The organism is Peptoniphilaceae bacterium AMB_02 (assembly GCA_036321625.1).
GTDB classification, from domain to species: Bacteria; Bacillota; Clostridia; order Tissierellales; family Peptoniphilaceae; genus Microaceticoccus; species Microaceticoccus formicicus.
In genome coordinates this window covers 1,672,580-1,687,342 of sequence record CP143259.1, presented here as the reverse complement: position 1 = coordinate 1,687,342, position 14,763 = coordinate 1,672,580, and the positions used below count along the sequence as shown (strand labels likewise).

12 protein-coding genes are annotated in these 14,763 nt (G+C 35.1%); 10 read left to right on the top strand and 2 right to left on the bottom strand.

Going from position 1 to position 14,763, the window contains the following annotated elements:
* Positions 1-62: 62 nt before the first annotated feature.
* Complete coding sequence (nagE, locus tag VZL98_08195; GenBank protein ID WVH62675.1) at positions 63-1,517, bottom strand: N-acetylglucosamine-specific PTS transporter subunit IIBC; 1,455 nt, start codon at positions 1,515-1,517, stop codon at positions 63-65.
* A gap of 257 nt (positions 1,518-1,774) precedes the next feature.
* On the opposite strand from nagE, the gene VZL98_08190 reads away from it, so the two are divergent.
* Positions 1,775-2,986: a glycosyltransferase family 4 protein gene (locus tag VZL98_08190; protein WVH62674.1), complete on the top strand. Its 1,212-nt coding sequence runs from the start codon at positions 1,775-1,777 to the stop codon at positions 2,984-2,986.
* Between the two features lie 107 nt (positions 2,987-3,093).
* On the opposite strand, the gene VZL98_08185 is transcribed toward VZL98_08190, so the two are convergent.
* Positions 3,094-4,458 carry a hypothetical protein gene (locus VZL98_08185; protein ID WVH62673.1) on the bottom strand — a complete coding sequence of 455 codons (1,365 nt, stop codon included), beginning with the start codon at positions 4,456-4,458 and terminating at the stop codon, positions 3,094-3,096.
* 166 nt (positions 4,459-4,624) lie between these two features.
* Between VZL98_08185 and VZL98_08180 the strand changes: the two genes are divergently transcribed.
* From VZL98_08180 to VZL98_08140, 9 genes are read left to right on the top strand one after another with little or no spacing between them, the layout of a single operon-like run.
* Entirely contained in the window at positions 4,625-6,388 is a 1,764-nt protein-coding gene (locus tag VZL98_08180) for an ABC transporter substrate-binding protein (GenBank protein WVH62672.1), read from the top strand.
* Positions 6,385-7,446, top strand: coding sequence for a UDP-N-acetylglucosamine 2-epimerase (non-hydrolyzing) (gene wecB, locus VZL98_08175; GenBank protein WVH62671.1), 1,062 nt, complete (start codon positions 6,385-6,387; stop codon positions 7,444-7,446). The genes VZL98_08180 and wecB overlap by 4 nt, the downstream gene beginning before the upstream one ends.
* Positions 7,447-7,454: 8 nt before the next feature.
* Positions 7,455-8,537, top strand: coding sequence for a glycosyltransferase (locus VZL98_08170; protein ID WVH62670.1), 1,083 nt, complete (start codon positions 7,455-7,457; stop codon positions 8,535-8,537).
* A gap of 29 nt (positions 8,538-8,566) precedes the next feature.
* Positions 8,567-9,253, top strand: a complete 687-nt coding sequence (locus tag VZL98_08165; GenBank protein WVH62669.1) for a YjjG family noncanonical pyrimidine nucleotidase — start codon at positions 8,567-8,569, stop codon at positions 9,251-9,253.
* Positions 9,250-10,362 carry a metallophosphoesterase gene (locus VZL98_08160; GenBank protein ID WVH62668.1) on the top strand — a complete coding sequence of 371 codons (1,113 nt, stop codon included), beginning with the start codon at positions 9,250-9,252 and terminating at the stop codon, positions 10,360-10,362. Before VZL98_08165 ends, VZL98_08160 begins: the two co-directional genes overlap by 4 nt.
* The gene (locus VZL98_08155) at positions 10,363-12,780 is read left to right on the top strand and encodes an AAA family ATPase (protein ID WVH62667.1); all 2,418 of its coding nucleotides are present in this window, start codon (positions 10,363-10,365) and stop codon (positions 12,778-12,780) included. It abuts the gene before it with no gap.
* A gap of 17 nt (positions 12,781-12,797) precedes the next feature.
* Positions 12,798-13,391 carry an HD domain-containing protein gene (locus VZL98_08150; GenBank protein WVH62666.1) on the top strand — a complete coding sequence of 198 codons (594 nt, stop codon included), beginning with the start codon at positions 12,798-12,800 and terminating at the stop codon, positions 13,389-13,391.
* Complete coding sequence (locus tag VZL98_08145) at positions 13,378-13,938, top strand: ribonuclease domain-containing protein (GenBank protein WVH62665.1); 561 nt, start codon at positions 13,378-13,380, stop codon at positions 13,936-13,938. Before VZL98_08150 ends, VZL98_08145 begins: the two co-directional genes overlap by 14 nt.
* 18 nt (positions 13,939-13,956) lie before the next feature.
* Entirely contained in the window at positions 13,957-14,229 is a 273-nt protein-coding gene (locus tag VZL98_08140; protein ID WVH62664.1) for a barstar family protein, read from the top strand.
* Positions 14,230-14,763 lie beyond the last annotated feature (534 nt).

The following is a 14,763-nucleotide window of genomic DNA, read 5'->3' as shown; positions in this document are numbered from 1 at the left end:
GATTTTTAATCAGGGTTTGTCTTCAGTCTGGAAAGTCGCCGAAGCGACTTTTCTGTTTTATTTTATAACATTTTTCTCATTTCATCGGCTACGAATTGTACTTGTGGACCTACGATAACTTGAACAGAGTTCTTGGCAGGTCTTATTACACCTGAGATTTTAGCTTGCTTGATTTTACCTTCATCTACTAATAATCTGTCTTTTACTTCCATTCTAAGTCTAGTTATACAGTAGTCAAGTGATTCGATATTTTCTGCTCCTCCAAGTCCTTCAAGGATTGTTGAAGCCATGGCTTTAAAATCAGTGTCTGCTGCAAGTTCTTTACCTTCTCCGGCCATATCGTCTTCATCATCTTCTCTACCAGGAGTTTTAAGATTCCATTTAGTTATAGCAAATCTAAATACAAAGTAGTAGATTGCAAAGAATACTAGTCCTAACGGGATTAGCATATACCACTGTGTTGCAAGAGGGTTTCTTGCGGATAAGAACATATCTACAAATCCGGCACTAAATCCGAATCCTGCCATCCAGCCCATAGTAGCTGCAATAAATACTGAAATTCCGGTTAGAATTGCATGGATTAGATATAGTCCTGGAGCCAAGAACATAAATGCGAACTCAAGAGGCTCTGTAACTCCTGTAAAGAATGAAGCAAATGCTCCTGCAGTCAATAGTGAAAGTGCAACTTTCTTTTTATTCGGTTTAGCAGTTTGATACATAGCTAATGCTGCTCCCGGTAAACCGAACATCATTATTGGGAAGAAACCAGCCTGGTACATACCGGTTGTAACTCCGGGAATTGTCGATTTAACTCCGCCAAGGAAGTTAGGGATATCATTGATTCCAATTGTGTCAAACCAGAATACAGAGTTAAGTGCGTGATGTAGTCCGGTAGGAATAAGAAGTCTGTTAAAGAAAGCATAAATTCCGGCACCTATAGCACCCAACTTTTGAATTCCACCACCAAAAGTTACAAGTCCTCCGTAAATTACAGGCCATAAGAAGAATAGTATTCCCGATGCGATTAACATGAAGAAAGAAGTCATAATTGGTGCAAGTCTTCTTCCGCTAAAGAATGCTAAGAATTCAGGAAGCTTAACTCCTGAGAATTTATTATAGCATAATGCAGCTATGATACCTGATAGTATACCAATAAAGGCATTGTTTATTTTACCAAATCCTTCAGTTACAAGTACTTCTTCAGGTGCTACTCCTCTAAGCTGTGCAACTGCACCCGGAGATAATAATGTGGTTACAACTAAAAATGCTACAAGTCCACTAAATGCAGCAGCTCCGTCCTTGTCTTTAGACAGACCGTAAGCTACCCCTACTGCAAATATAATTCCAAGATTATCAAGTATTGCCGCACCTGATTTAATTAAGAAAGCAGCTATCTGGCTATCTCCACCCCAGCCATTAGGGTCTATCCAATAACCTAAACCCATAAGTATCGCTGCTACCGGTAGTACAGCTACCGGGTTCATCAAAGCTCTACCTAGTTTTTGAAGTTTCTTCATTTTTTTCCTCCATTCAAATAGTATAAAAACGATGGGAAATCATTTTCAATTTTATTATACCCATTACTAATGGGTTTAAAAGAATAAAGATATACATAAATTGACTTTTGTTACTAACATATTGCAAAACTTAGGGGAATTGTGTTAAATATTTAATTACATTCCTAATGCACAATTAATTTGATTAAACCAAATGTGTATTATATAATATTTACTGATATGTGATTTGATTTAGATTAAAAAATAGAGGAGTCATTATGAAGAAGGTATGGATTGTAAATCATTATGCCGAACCTCCGGAAGGAGGTAAGTATTTAAGGCATTTTAATTTTGCCAAAAAGCTTATCGAAAGAGGTTATGATGTAACGGTATTTACAGCTTCAACTATACACAATACAAATATAAACAATACAGATGGAACTTCGCCATATATTATTAAAGATATAGAGGGGGTTAAATTTGTTTTTATAAAAACCAGTGATTATTTTGGCAATGGAAGAGCTAGAGTAAAAAATATGCTCCAATACTATTTTGGAGTAAAAAAGTCATATGTGGATTTTGGGGACTGCGATGTCGTCTATGCTTCAGGCCCTCATCCATTGGCTTGGTTAGCTGCTAAAAAAATAGCAAAAATGAAAAATGCCAAATTACTAATTGAAACCAGGGATCTTTGGCCGGAAACATTTGTTGCAATGGGAAAATTTTCAAAAAATCATCCTGTAGCAAAAATACTCTATATGATAGAAAAAAATGCTTATACTGCAGCCGATAATCTAATATTTACTTTTCCCGGTGGTGCCGAATACGTTGAGAATATTGGAATAGACAGTTCCAAAGTGAGATACATCAATAATGGAATAGACTTATTTGACTTTAAGCAAAAGATTTCAAATTACTACGACAATCCTAAGTATTCAGGTAATGACTTTAAAGTTGTATTTACAGGAGCAATGGGAAGAGCCAATGCGGTTGATTCTCTTGTAAAGGCAGCTGAGATAATACGAGATGCCGGTAAAGATAATATAAATATATACCTATTTGGACATGGTACCGAAGAGGAGAATCTTAAGGCTTATGTAGAGGAACATAAACTGGAAAATGTTAAGTTCATGGGAAAGGTCAAGAAAGACTATATACCCAATATCCTAAGTCGTGCAGATTTAAATATCCTATCACTCGCACATTTACCCGGACTGTTTAAGTACGGACTAAGTCCAAATAAGCTCTTCGAATATTTTGCTTCAGGTAAGCCTACAATTTCTAATGTAGAATGCGGACATGACCTACTCGAAAAATACGGAGCAGGGTACACAGTAAAACCTATTGATCCAAAGTATCTGGCAGAAGGTATACTTGACTTTTATAATATGTCAGCTGATAAATACAATGAATACAGTAGAAATGCACTAATTGCAGCTGAGGATTTTGATTTTAACAGATTAACTGATAGACTTGAAGAAATACTATAAAAAAAGAGTTTGGATGGAAAGAATTTTTCCACCCAAGCTCTTTTTATTACAAGAAAAAGGTATTATGATGATTATCAATTATAATAAGATCAAAGTTATTAAATTCTTTAAATCCTAATCTTTCGTAATAACCAAGTAAACACGGACATTGCAACTCCGGTTAAAGTTACCAGTGTCCAAATCATAGAAAATATATAATCAGTATATCCTCCATTCAAAGTAAATAATAGATTAACTGTCCAAAAAGTAAATAGTGCTACAGTTATAGGTGTTTTTTTAAGTTTGTTGAATATTAAATTCACTACAAAGAATACTATAGGGATATGAAGCATAGATGCAAATATTCCCCATTTTCCAAAGTTTGCGAATGCCTCGCCCAGGAATAATCCATTATATACACCTGAAGTTCCAAGTCTTATACCTAGGAAGTTTATAGTTTCCATGACTACCCTACCACTTCTAATAACAGATGGATGGCCGAGGAGAAGTCTTCCTATTGGATTTGGAAGGCTAGCACCGTTTAACAAGTCTGTCCTATAAGTAAATACTTCTAAATGTAGTATATATGCTGAAGGTGTAGTCATAATTATTCTATTCATCGGTCCATTAAAACTTAGAGTTTTCTTTAAAGGGGCATCCGTTATAACAGTATACATAGCGATAATAGCAATAACAGATATTATACCGATTGCCAGTATATGCTTTAAGCTGATTTTGTCTCCATAATATATAGACAGTATTACAAAACTACCCCAGTATATAATGATGGGAGCTTTTTGTATATTGTAAAAGGCTATAAGATTCGAAGCTATGAATAGAATTACAAAAAGTATTATCCACCTTTTTTCTTTAGTTTTTCTCATATAGATATAAGCTATATAAGATATAAATGGTGTCAATGCGATGGCAAATATATTTTTTATATATTGATTGCCTGGAAATCCTGCATCAGCCATATTTCTAAGTTTTGCAAGTTCAACAGGATCTGTTCCAATTATCATATTATATATAGGACTGTTCAGTATGCCGATAGTTACATAGGTATAGATTACAGCCCCTACTACGACTATTGTCGCAATAACCATAGTGATAAATTCAGCATTTGATGCTTCATGAATTGAAACTTCTTTCAATAAATAATCCGTATTCCTACTGGTATCAAATTTGAAAATTTTATTTAATGCTATAATAATCGCTGGAAATACAATGAAAAGGACAAGTACCGTTAGCCAAGCTATTATTTTCATATCATGGTGTTTCATGTATCTTGAAGTATGGTGAGTTATTCCTACCATAAACAAAGTGGTACCGAGAACTGATAATAATAGTAAAAAATAATAGGCACCTGAGATTGGGTTAATTGTAACAGGATTTAAGTTGCCTGCTGCTTTTTTAAATAATACAGTACCTAAAATAGCTGTTATTATACTTATAGAGAGAATCGAAAGATTCATTAAATTTAAGTTTATCATTTATAATTCCTCGTTTCTTTTGGCTAATTAAATTATATCACAAAAGCTCAAATATAAAAGACCTTGTATAGTATCTATATCTATTATATTATATTAGTATACTATAAACCTCAAGAAAGGAATCATTATGAAAAAGTATTTATATAAATTTTTAATAGTTATTCTAATGTTATCATTTGTAAGTTGTGCCGGAAGGGATACAACCAGAACATCTGAAGAAATTGGAAATGAATTAAAGCAGGAAAAAATTGAAAAAACAGACTTCGCGATTGGAAGAAGAATCTTCCAAAGAGAGTATACTTATCATCGTGAACTACCTGAAGAATTGACTTTCGGAATGATTGGTTTTATCGGCAATATGAATCCATTTTATAGTGATAACCCTACCTCAGGAAAAATAATCTCTATGTTATATAGACCGCTATTTGATATTAAAACAGAAGAGTATAAAGATAAAATCGAAAATATCCTTGCAGAAGATGTAAAATTTGACAATAAGAAGGTAACAATTAAACTAAAAAAAGGAATTAAATGGCATGATGGAGTAGAGATGACTGCCGATGATATCATCTATACCTACAAATACCTTATAGATAATAGAGATACTGTTTATAACGATTATATGTACCTTGATGGGAATCCGATTTTGATTAATAAAATCGATAGCAATACTGTTGAACTCAAACTTGATAGATACTCAGGATCCATCTTGCAAAAACTATCTGAGATAAAGATTTTACCTAAGCATATTTACGAAGGAAAAGAAAAAGAAGAATTTTCTCCAAATGAAACTGAAATGCTAATCGGAAATTCAGCATATGCATTTAGTAAATATAGAATCGATGAAAAATACAATACAGAGGTAATTGAACTGGTTTATTTTGAAAATTCCATATACGAAAAACCACAATTTGAAAAAATATTACTTAGATCCTCAGCCAATTTTTATACCAATAGATACGATTTACTTGATTATAATATGCAAGTGGGTTATATACTGCCAAATGACACATTATCTTTTAAAAATGAACTTTACAAAAATGAGATATTTGAAGAAGGTTATGATATAGCAATGGTGTTCAAGACTGAAAGAAAACATGTGAATACACCAGAGCTTAGGCATTTAGTTGCAGATATGTTAACTCCTAATTCGTTAACCGGATATTTTGGTATGACTAATTACACTAAAGCAGCTGATTCAATTTTTGGAATTACTACTAAGTACACCTCACCTCAAAATGCGTATTTTAATGCTCAAACAGGTGAGACTGCTAATCAACTTAGAAGATACCAAGTAGAAAATGGAGGGGAAGTACTTCATTTCGGTTTTAAGATGGAAGAAGGCGAGTTTCAAGAGAGGATTGCAATAACACTTCAGGAACTATTCAGAACTCAAGAACTCAATTTTAAAATTGCGCCTCTTTTTGAAGAAGAATATTTTGAAGGACTTGTAGATGCAAACACTGATTTATTTGACTATGCATTATACAAGTATAAGAGTATGAAGAGTCCTGATGCTTATAGAAAGTTCTTTGAGAAAGATGGAAGTCACAATTATTCAGGCTACTACAATCAAGATATAATCAAATTATTAGACGAAGCAGATGGCAAAGAGGACTATATAGAAGCACAAATTGCATATAATAAAGTACAAAAACTTTTATATGAAGAGCTGCCAATGTATCCGATTGCGAATGTAAAAACTTCATTTATATATGATGACAGAATGGATGTTAGTGAAGCAATTCCCAATGCCGATTCCTATTTTAGGTATCCGGAGAAAATAAAGATGTCTGAAAAAGAGGTAGACGAGTCATTGGCTGAAAAATACGAACTAAAACCTGAACAAGTTGAGTTGAAGCCACAATACGATAATGTAAATATTTTGGCTAAGAAATATAACGAAGGAAAAAAAAAGGTGAATAAATGAAAATAATGTCAATCGTCGGTGCGAGACCTCAGTTTGTTAAAGAGGCGATAGTACAACATGAGCTTAATAAAGTAGAAGGAATTAATGAGATTCTAGTGCATACCGGTCAGCACTATGATGAGAATATGTCGGGTAGTTTTTTTGAAACCTTGAGCATGAGGAAACCCGATTATAACCTGGGACTCTCAGGTGGTAGTCATGGAAAGATGACCGGGGAAATGCTTATTGCTTTGGAAGAGCTTATGTTAAAGGAGTCACCTGAGCTTGTAATTTTATATGGAGACACAAATTCGACTTTGGCAGGAGCTCTTACTGCTGCCAAACTAAAGATAGGTGTCGCCCATATTGAAGCGGGTCTTAGACAGCATCCAAAGGATATGCCGGAAGAAATAAACAGAGTGCTAACAGACAGAATTTCAAAGTATTTATTTGTACCTAGTGAATGGGGTATGAAGAATCTTGAAGCCGAGGGGATCAGAGAAGGTGTTCATTTCACAGGGGATGTAATGTATGATATATTCCTTAAAATGAGACCGACATTTGATAAAAGCTACCACTCAGAACTTGGACTTGAGCCAGGGAAGTACATTGTAATGACGATGCATAGAGATTTTAATGTGGATGATAGAGAAACTTTAACTGAAATACTAAATGGAGTAGGAAGAATCGCACGTGAGATTCCAATAGTTTTTACAATTCATCCCAGAACCAAAGCCAGAATCGAAGAGTTTAAACTTAGCTCAATGCTGAAGGACATATTAGTCGTGCCTCCAATTGACTATTTAAAACTTATGGGACTTACACAGCATGCATATGCTGCGATTACTGACAGTGGAGGCTATCAAAAGGAGACTTATTTTTCCGGTAAAAAAGCTCTGGTATTAATGCCGGATACGAGCTGGATAGAGCTGGTGGATGAGGGTATAAATGTACTTGTGAGTGGAGCTGACATCTATGATGCTTTTAGCGGATTAAAGACCGGAGACTTTAAAGAAAATATATATGGTAGTGGAGATGCGGCAAAGAGGATAGTAAGTATTATCTCTCAAAATATATGAGGTGAATTATGGCAAGAATGATATTTCATGTACCAAATAAAATAATGCCTGAGATGAAATCAGCTTCTCATATTAGACCATTTAAAATGCTCGAAGCTTTTAGAGAAATCGGATATGAAGTAGATTTTGTCATGGGTGATGCTAAGACTAGAGCCGGGCAGATAGACGAGATTAAGAAAAAGATAAATGATGGCTTAAGCTATGATTTTATGTATTCTGAGAGCTCGACTATGCCGACTCTGTTAACTGAAAGTCATCACCTTCCCACATATCCGACTTTGGATTTTGGTTTCTTTAAGTACTTAAAAGCGAAGGGAAAAAAGATAGGACTGTTTTACAGGGATATGCACTGGAAGTTTCCGCTTTACAGAAACTCAGTCAAGGGCTTGAAATATCTACTGGCTATCAAGATGTATGAATACGATCTTAGACAATACTCGAAGTATCTGGATGTCCTGTACCTACCTCATATGGCTATGAATGAGTATTTGCCTGAAGATTTACGAAAAATATCCAGACCATTACCTCCGGGTTTCGAAAAGACTACGACAACTCATAAAAACCTCAGCGAAATTAAATTGATTTATGTGGGGGGAATCGGTGGCATATACGAATTATCGGAACTTATAAAAGCCGTTAACGAAATAAAAGAAATAAAGCTTACCATTTGCTGTCGTAAAGGAGAATGGGATAGACAAAAAGATAAATATCCTAAACTAAATGATAATATAAAAGTAGTCCATTTATCGGGTGATGATTTACAAGTAGAGCTCGACAAGTCAAATCTAGGTGTGCTGACTTTAAAACCAAATATATATCTAAGCTTTGCGGTACCTTATAAATTATTTGAATATATGGGAAATAATCTTCCTATTCTTGTATCAAATGATACCGCCAGCGCCGATTTTGTAAGTGAAAACGACATAGGTTTTTGTGTTGACTATAGCTATGAGTCCATATCTGACAAGCTAGAGGAGATTAAATCAAATCCGGACCTGTTGATGGAGAAAATTAGACGAATAGAGGAAGTTAAAATAAATCATACCTGGATTGCAAGAGCAAAAAAAGTTGAAGAAGAGCTGAAGATATAATTCAGCTTCTTTTTATATAGGAGTGGCATATGGTTAAGAAATATAAGCATTTACTTTTTGATGCCGATAATACACTGCTGGATTTCAGTTCATCCGAGCATCATGTAATAAGAAAGACATTAACTGAATTTAATATAAATGATCATGAATTAGCTATCGAATACTATAGGCAGATAAGCAAGGAGATTTGGAGTGAGCTTGAAGCCGGTACGATTACGATGGATAAGTTAAAAATTGACAGATTCAGAAGATTGATAGAAAAAATGGAGTCCAATGCCAACCCCAAAGAGATGGGCGAATTCTTTCTATACACTCTATCTGAATCAGAAAACACCGTAGAGGGAGCTCTAGAATTATGTAAAAACTTGTCTCGTGATTATAAATTATATATTGCAAGCAACGGGTTTTATAATGTGCAGATTAGGAGAGTTCAAGTATCGGGACTAAAACCTTATATTAATGATTACTTTATTTCGGAAGAAATCGGGCACAGTAAACCTGATAGCAGATTTTTTCTAAAGATAATAGACAGAATTAAGCCATACTCAAAGGGTGAATTATTGATGATAGGAGACTCTGAAAGCTCAGATATAAGGGGAGCTTCAAGTGTGGGTATAGACAGTGTATATTTTAATCCCGAAGGATACAAGAGCAGTATTGCAACTTATAATATAGAAAACTTAACTGAAATTTACAATCTGCTGGAGGTAATATGAGTATAAAAATATTTCATACTTCTGACAATCATCTGGGTATGAAATTTGCGAAATACCCGGATGATATAAGAGATAAATTAATAGATGCAAGGCTTGGTTCAATCAGGAAGATGGTAGAGTTTGCCAATCAAAATGCTGCTAATCTTTTTGTAGTTGCAGGCGATCTTTTCAATAGCTTAAATATACCGGAAAAGCTCGTAAAAGCAGCATTGGATGAATTAAACAGATTTACCGGCGTGGTTTTAGTGCTGCCGGGAAACCACGATTACTATAGCGGAAATGAAAAACTTTGGAAAAACTTCATAGACCATATGTCAGATGAAGTCATACTTTTAAAGGAATTTAAACCATATGATTTATCCGAGTACGGACACAATGCAGTAGTATATCCTGCTCACTGTGACAGTAAACATTCCAAATCTAATAATATTGCGTGGATTTCGACTCAAAAACCGGACGAAAACAGGATTAATATCGGTATTGCACATGGTGCATTCGAGGGCATTACTCCTGATTTGGAAGGGAACTATTTTTACATGTCCAGAGCAGAACTTACTTCCATACCGATGGATGTTTGGTTAATAGGGCATACACATGTGCCATATCCGGCAGACGGAAAACCGAGTGAAGACAGAATCTACAATGCCGGAACCCATGAGCCTGACGGTATGAATTATAGATACGAAGGTTCGGGCTTTTTGATAGAGATAGACGAGAACAAGAATATAAATTCAAGTAGATACATCAGCGGAGAGTATAGATTTGAGGACATAAGTCTTAAAATAGATTCGATTGAGGATTTAGAATCGCTGATCAGCATGTATTCAAACGGAGAAAATGCCAATAAATTACTTAGGGTAAAGATTTCGGGCATGCTTGACAGAGACTTTTATGAAATTAAAAACGTGAAATACGATGAGCTGAAGTCCTACCTGGCTTATTTGGATGTGGCCGATGATGAACTGAAAATCAGACTTACCAAAGAAGATATAGGAGACTATTTTATAGAAGGTTCATTTCCTCACAAAATGCTTAATAAACTTGGAAATGATGAAGAAGCACTACAGATAGCTTTTGAGATGATTGAAGATAGTAGAAGAGGTGTTTAGATGAAGCTTAAGAAATTTAAAACTGATAATTTCGCAGGTCTTAGAAGTAGAGAATACGAATTTGTGGACGGAATGAATGTACTCTACGGAAAGAATGAAGCCGGAAAATCTACTATTATCGATGCAGTTTATAATACTCTTTTTCAAAATGCAAAACTAAACAGAACTACAGATAAAGAATTTATCGCCAATTATTTTCCGGTAAATTCTTCGGATACCATTGACAGTACCATTGTCTTTGAAGTGAACAACAAAAAATACCAATTAAAAAAGTCATGGGGAGCTAAAATGCACTCTGAGCTAGTGAGTGAAACAGGACAGAGAATACACGATCAAGACAATATCAATATGAATTTAAATCATCTATTTGAATTTGGATCTGCTACCTATAGATATATTTTGTTTTCATCACAAAAGTATCCAAGTCCCTTAGTTACAATATTTACAACAGATGAGATTAAAACAGATGTAGTAAATTTTCTGTCAAAAGCAGTTATGGAACTGGACGGAGTCTCTATTGACGAACTTGAAGAAGGTATTAATGACAGAATCAGTAATCTTACGAATAGTTGGGATATTGAGTCCGTGAGACCTAAGAATAATAGGGGCATTAACAATCCGTATAAGAAGAATATCGGGCAGATACTTCAATCGTATTATAATAAAGAGTACTTGAAAAACGATATGCAAAATGCACTTAAAAGCGAGCAATATTTTGAACAAATCACCAAAGAACTGGGAAAAGTATCTAAAGAATTAAAAACAATCAGTGAACAAAAGAAAGTTTTTGACGATTCATCGGAAGACATACGAAAGAGGTCGGAGCTTGAAAGGGACCTTTTAGATATTAAGAAGGTAGAGACCGAACTCAAACAGGTGATTTCAAAATGGCCTGCATTAGAGCAGAAGCAAGCCACTGATGTCGAAAAACTAGAAAAACTGCGTATAGAACAAAAGGGCTTGAATGAGGAACTTATAAAAATTTCAGCACAAAAAAGAAGAAATGAATTAAAAGAAATACTCTCTAAGATTGAAAAAAATGAGGGTGAACGCACCAAACTAATAAGTGAGCGTGAACCACTTCAAAATATTAAACAGGAACTACTTAAAGAAGCTGAAAACCTGGAGAGAAATATACTTATAAATAACGGAAAACTATCCGCATCTCAGCTGTCTGCCAAACTGGAAGTACTTGATGAGAGCATTGCCCAGGACATTAACCTATACGATGCAATGAATGAGAAATTAGAGTACTTAAACAGTGAGAATTTTGATTTAGGCGGATACTTAAAGCTGGTAGTAAAAGATATAGTTGAATTTGAAGTCAAGTTAAAAGAACTCGATGTAACCAGCATCATCGTTGAGAATACCGAGTATAAGAAAAGATTAAACGAGATATACAAATCCATGAATGTAGATACACTAGATGAAGCCAAGCTCAAATATGAGAGAAAAGTGGAACTTGACAATAAGATTAGATTATTAGATAAAGAAAAGGATATGCTGATCGGGACCGGCAACTTGGAAGAGATGAAATCCGAATTCGGTAAGCTGGAGGAAGTCAAGGAACTTCGTTCTAAAGAGGAAGTAGATTCAAAGCTCGTGCTAATTGACAGAGAGATTAGAAAACTCGAAATTGAAACTGCAACAACTCAGAAAGAACTTACAGCGCTTTTAGAAAAATACACATCGGTGGATAATGCGATTCTAATGCATGGCGAGAATTATGTAAAAAGAGAGAGCATTAATAGGGAGTTAAACGGCCTTAAGAAACTGCCCGAAGGTTTTACTTCTGCAGATGAATTCTTTGACAGGGCAAAAAGAGTAAATGCCAGATATTCCGAACTTCTTAATTCAGAAACTGATATCAGAATACAGTATAATAAAGCGGAAGCTAATCTTCCCGAGATATCATATGAGGAGCTCAAGAGAGATTTAGCTGATAAGGAAGAGGAATTTACAAGATTATTAAATAGATTAAACGCACTGGAAAGAATTAGGGATGTTTTCCATGAAACCAAAAGAGAAATGGAATCCAATCCAATTTCCGGTCTGTATTCATCCATGCAAAAATATCTCAAGAGGATACTTGGAGACTCAATCAGAATCAATAAATTACAAGATGAATTGAAAGTTGAGTTTGTAAATAGTGAGGGTCATGTTGTAAAATATAATCATCTATCAAAAGGAACTAAGGACACTATAGCTCTTTCGCTTAGACTATCGCTTTTAGAAAATCTTTTTCCAAAGAACAGTTTTATCGTTCTCGACGATGTCTTAAATGATATGGACATAAATAGAAGAAAAGAGTCAATAGAGATGCTGAAGGAATTCTCCAATGATTATCAGGTCATCTTTACTACATGTGATCCTGTATTAGCCGGAGAACTGGGAGGAAATTTGATAGAAGTCGTATAATAAACCGGGAGGATATTATGAGAGAAAATGGACTATACAGCAAAATAAATGAAGCCATTGAATTTGCGACCAATGCGCATTATGGTGTATATAGAAAGGGAACCGGTATACCTTATATTTTTCATCCATTTGAGGTGGCAAAAATCACAACAACTCTAACCAATGACGAAGATATAATAATTGCGGCACTCTTACATGACACACTCGAGGACTGTCCAAATGTCTGCGAAGATGAAATAAGGGAAAAATTCGGTGAAAGAGTTCTAAAGATTATCGAACATGAAACTGAGGACAAAAGAGAGGGCATAGACCCTTCTGATACTTGGATGACGAGAAAAAAAGAAACGATCGAATCCTTAAAAAACGCCCCAAGAGAAGCTAAGATAGTCATGCTTGCCGATAAACTGGCCAATCTCAGAGATATCTACTTTGATGAAACCAGAACCGGCAGCGATGTTTGGGATAGATTTAATGAGAAGGACAAGGAATTACACAAGTGGTATTATAAGAGTATTTTGGACGGACTGGGAGAATTTTCGGAAGAATACGCTTATAGTGAACTTGTAAGATATTTTAATTTGGTGTTTGGAGATAATTATGAAAAAGAATAAGATATTGGTTTTAATTTTAGCATTATTCATGCTTTTTAGTACAGCTTGCGGCTACTTCGGTATCAAACAGACAGAAACACAAACTGCGAAAGAGGATATCATCAACTTGGATGAACCGGAAGACAAAGAGGATGACGAAAAAACGGATTATGCGGATAGTGAAGAAGTAGAACAAGAAGATAAAGCTGAAGAAGCTTCGGTAGTTCAGGGTAAAAGTTACTATGAGAAAGAGGAAGTCGCTGAGTACATCCATAAATTTGGCGAATTACCTCAAAATTACCTAACCAAAAGCGAAGCTGCAAAACTGGGCTGGGAAAGTAGAGAAGGAAACCTTTGGGATGTAACCGATAAGGGAGTCATCGGAGGTGACAGATTTGGCAATAGAGAAAAGAAACTACCAAATAAATCCGGCAGAACCTATTATGAATGCGATGTCAACTACTCCGGAGGGCATAGAGGTGCTGAACGACTCGTCTATTCAAACGACGGATTAATTTTCTATTCACCGGATCATTACAACACTTTCGAAGAACTGAGATTCGATTAACCTAGGCGAGGAGATAAAATGAAGAGAATAACATTAGACGGAAAAATGATGAAGGACAGAGAATCAACACATGAATACCTTCAGGAAAAACTGAGACTCCCCGATTACTACGGGAAAAACCTGGATGCCCTATGGGACCTCCTATCATACGAATCAATACCCACCTTCATAACCATAATCAATGTTTCAACCATCTTTAGAAACCTCGGCGATTACGGTTACGACTTAATAGAAGTCTTCAACGAAGTCAATATGGAAGAAGGTAAAGTTAAAATAGAATTTGATTATTAGAGTAAAAACGGTAGATTTTCGGATCTACTGTTTTTTTGTGGGAAGAGGGGTTATTGTGAGTTTGGTTGTACTAAGAGATGAGTCCTTGAGAGCCTCCCTATGACGAGGGAGGTGCTTATGTTATCATTTGAAGTGCAACACCTATAAGAAATAAAAGACAACATTGTGATACTCGTGTAAAATGTAATCACCAAATACAATTTTCTTGGGAGGAAAATATGTCATTCTACTCTCACTTTACGCAAGAAGGAAGAGAAAAGACAGGCTGCTATTACTTTTAGTATACTGCATTATCTTCAATTTGAAATTGTGCACTATTAGATTGTTTTTGATACAAACCTAGAAGTGTGGGCAACCGTAACCTATATCTTATCAATACTGACTCCTTTTCTGACATTTCTTCTTAGCATGGGAATGGCGTTGATGTATATCAAAATGCTATTCTGTATGTTAGGAGCAGCAACTTCTTTAATTCAAAGGCTTTAGACCTTCCATAAAGTACGAATTCAATAATTGGTATATTACTTAGGGTTA

Coding starts and splice junctions, on each gene's coding strand:
- nagE (WVH62675.1), bottom strand. CDS start 1,517: ATGAAGAAACTTCAAAAACTAGGTAGAGCTTTGATGAACCCGGTAGCT.
- VZL98_08190 (WVH62674.1), top strand. CDS start 1,775: ATGAAGAAGGTATGGATTGTAAATCATTATGCCGAACCTCCGGAAGGA.
- VZL98_08185 (WVH62673.1), bottom strand. CDS start 4,458: ATGATAAACTTAAATTTAATGAATCTTTCGATTCTCTCTATAAGTATA.
- VZL98_08180 (WVH62672.1), top strand. CDS start 4,625: ATGTTATCATTTGTAAGTTGTGCCGGAAGGGATACAACCAGAACATCT.
- wecB (WVH62671.1), top strand. CDS start 6,385: ATGAAAATAATGTCAATCGTCGGTGCGAGACCTCAGTTTGTTAAAGAG.
- VZL98_08170 (WVH62670.1), top strand. CDS start 7,455: ATGGCAAGAATGATATTTCATGTACCAAATAAAATAATGCCTGAGATG.
- VZL98_08165 (WVH62669.1), top strand. CDS start 8,567: ATGGTTAAGAAATATAAGCATTTACTTTTTGATGCCGATAATACACTG.
- VZL98_08160 (WVH62668.1), top strand. CDS start 9,250: ATGAGTATAAAAATATTTCATACTTCTGACAATCATCTGGGTATGAAA.
- VZL98_08155 (WVH62667.1), top strand. CDS start 10,363: ATGAAGCTTAAGAAATTTAAAACTGATAATTTCGCAGGTCTTAGAAGT.
- VZL98_08150 (WVH62666.1), top strand. CDS start 12,798: ATGAGAGAAAATGGACTATACAGCAAAATAAATGAAGCCATTGAATTT.
- VZL98_08145 (WVH62665.1), top strand. CDS start 13,378: ATGAAAAAGAATAAGATATTGGTTTTAATTTTAGCATTATTCATGCTT.
- VZL98_08140 (WVH62664.1), top strand. CDS start 13,957: ATGAAGAGAATAACATTAGACGGAAAAATGATGAAGGACAGAGAATCA.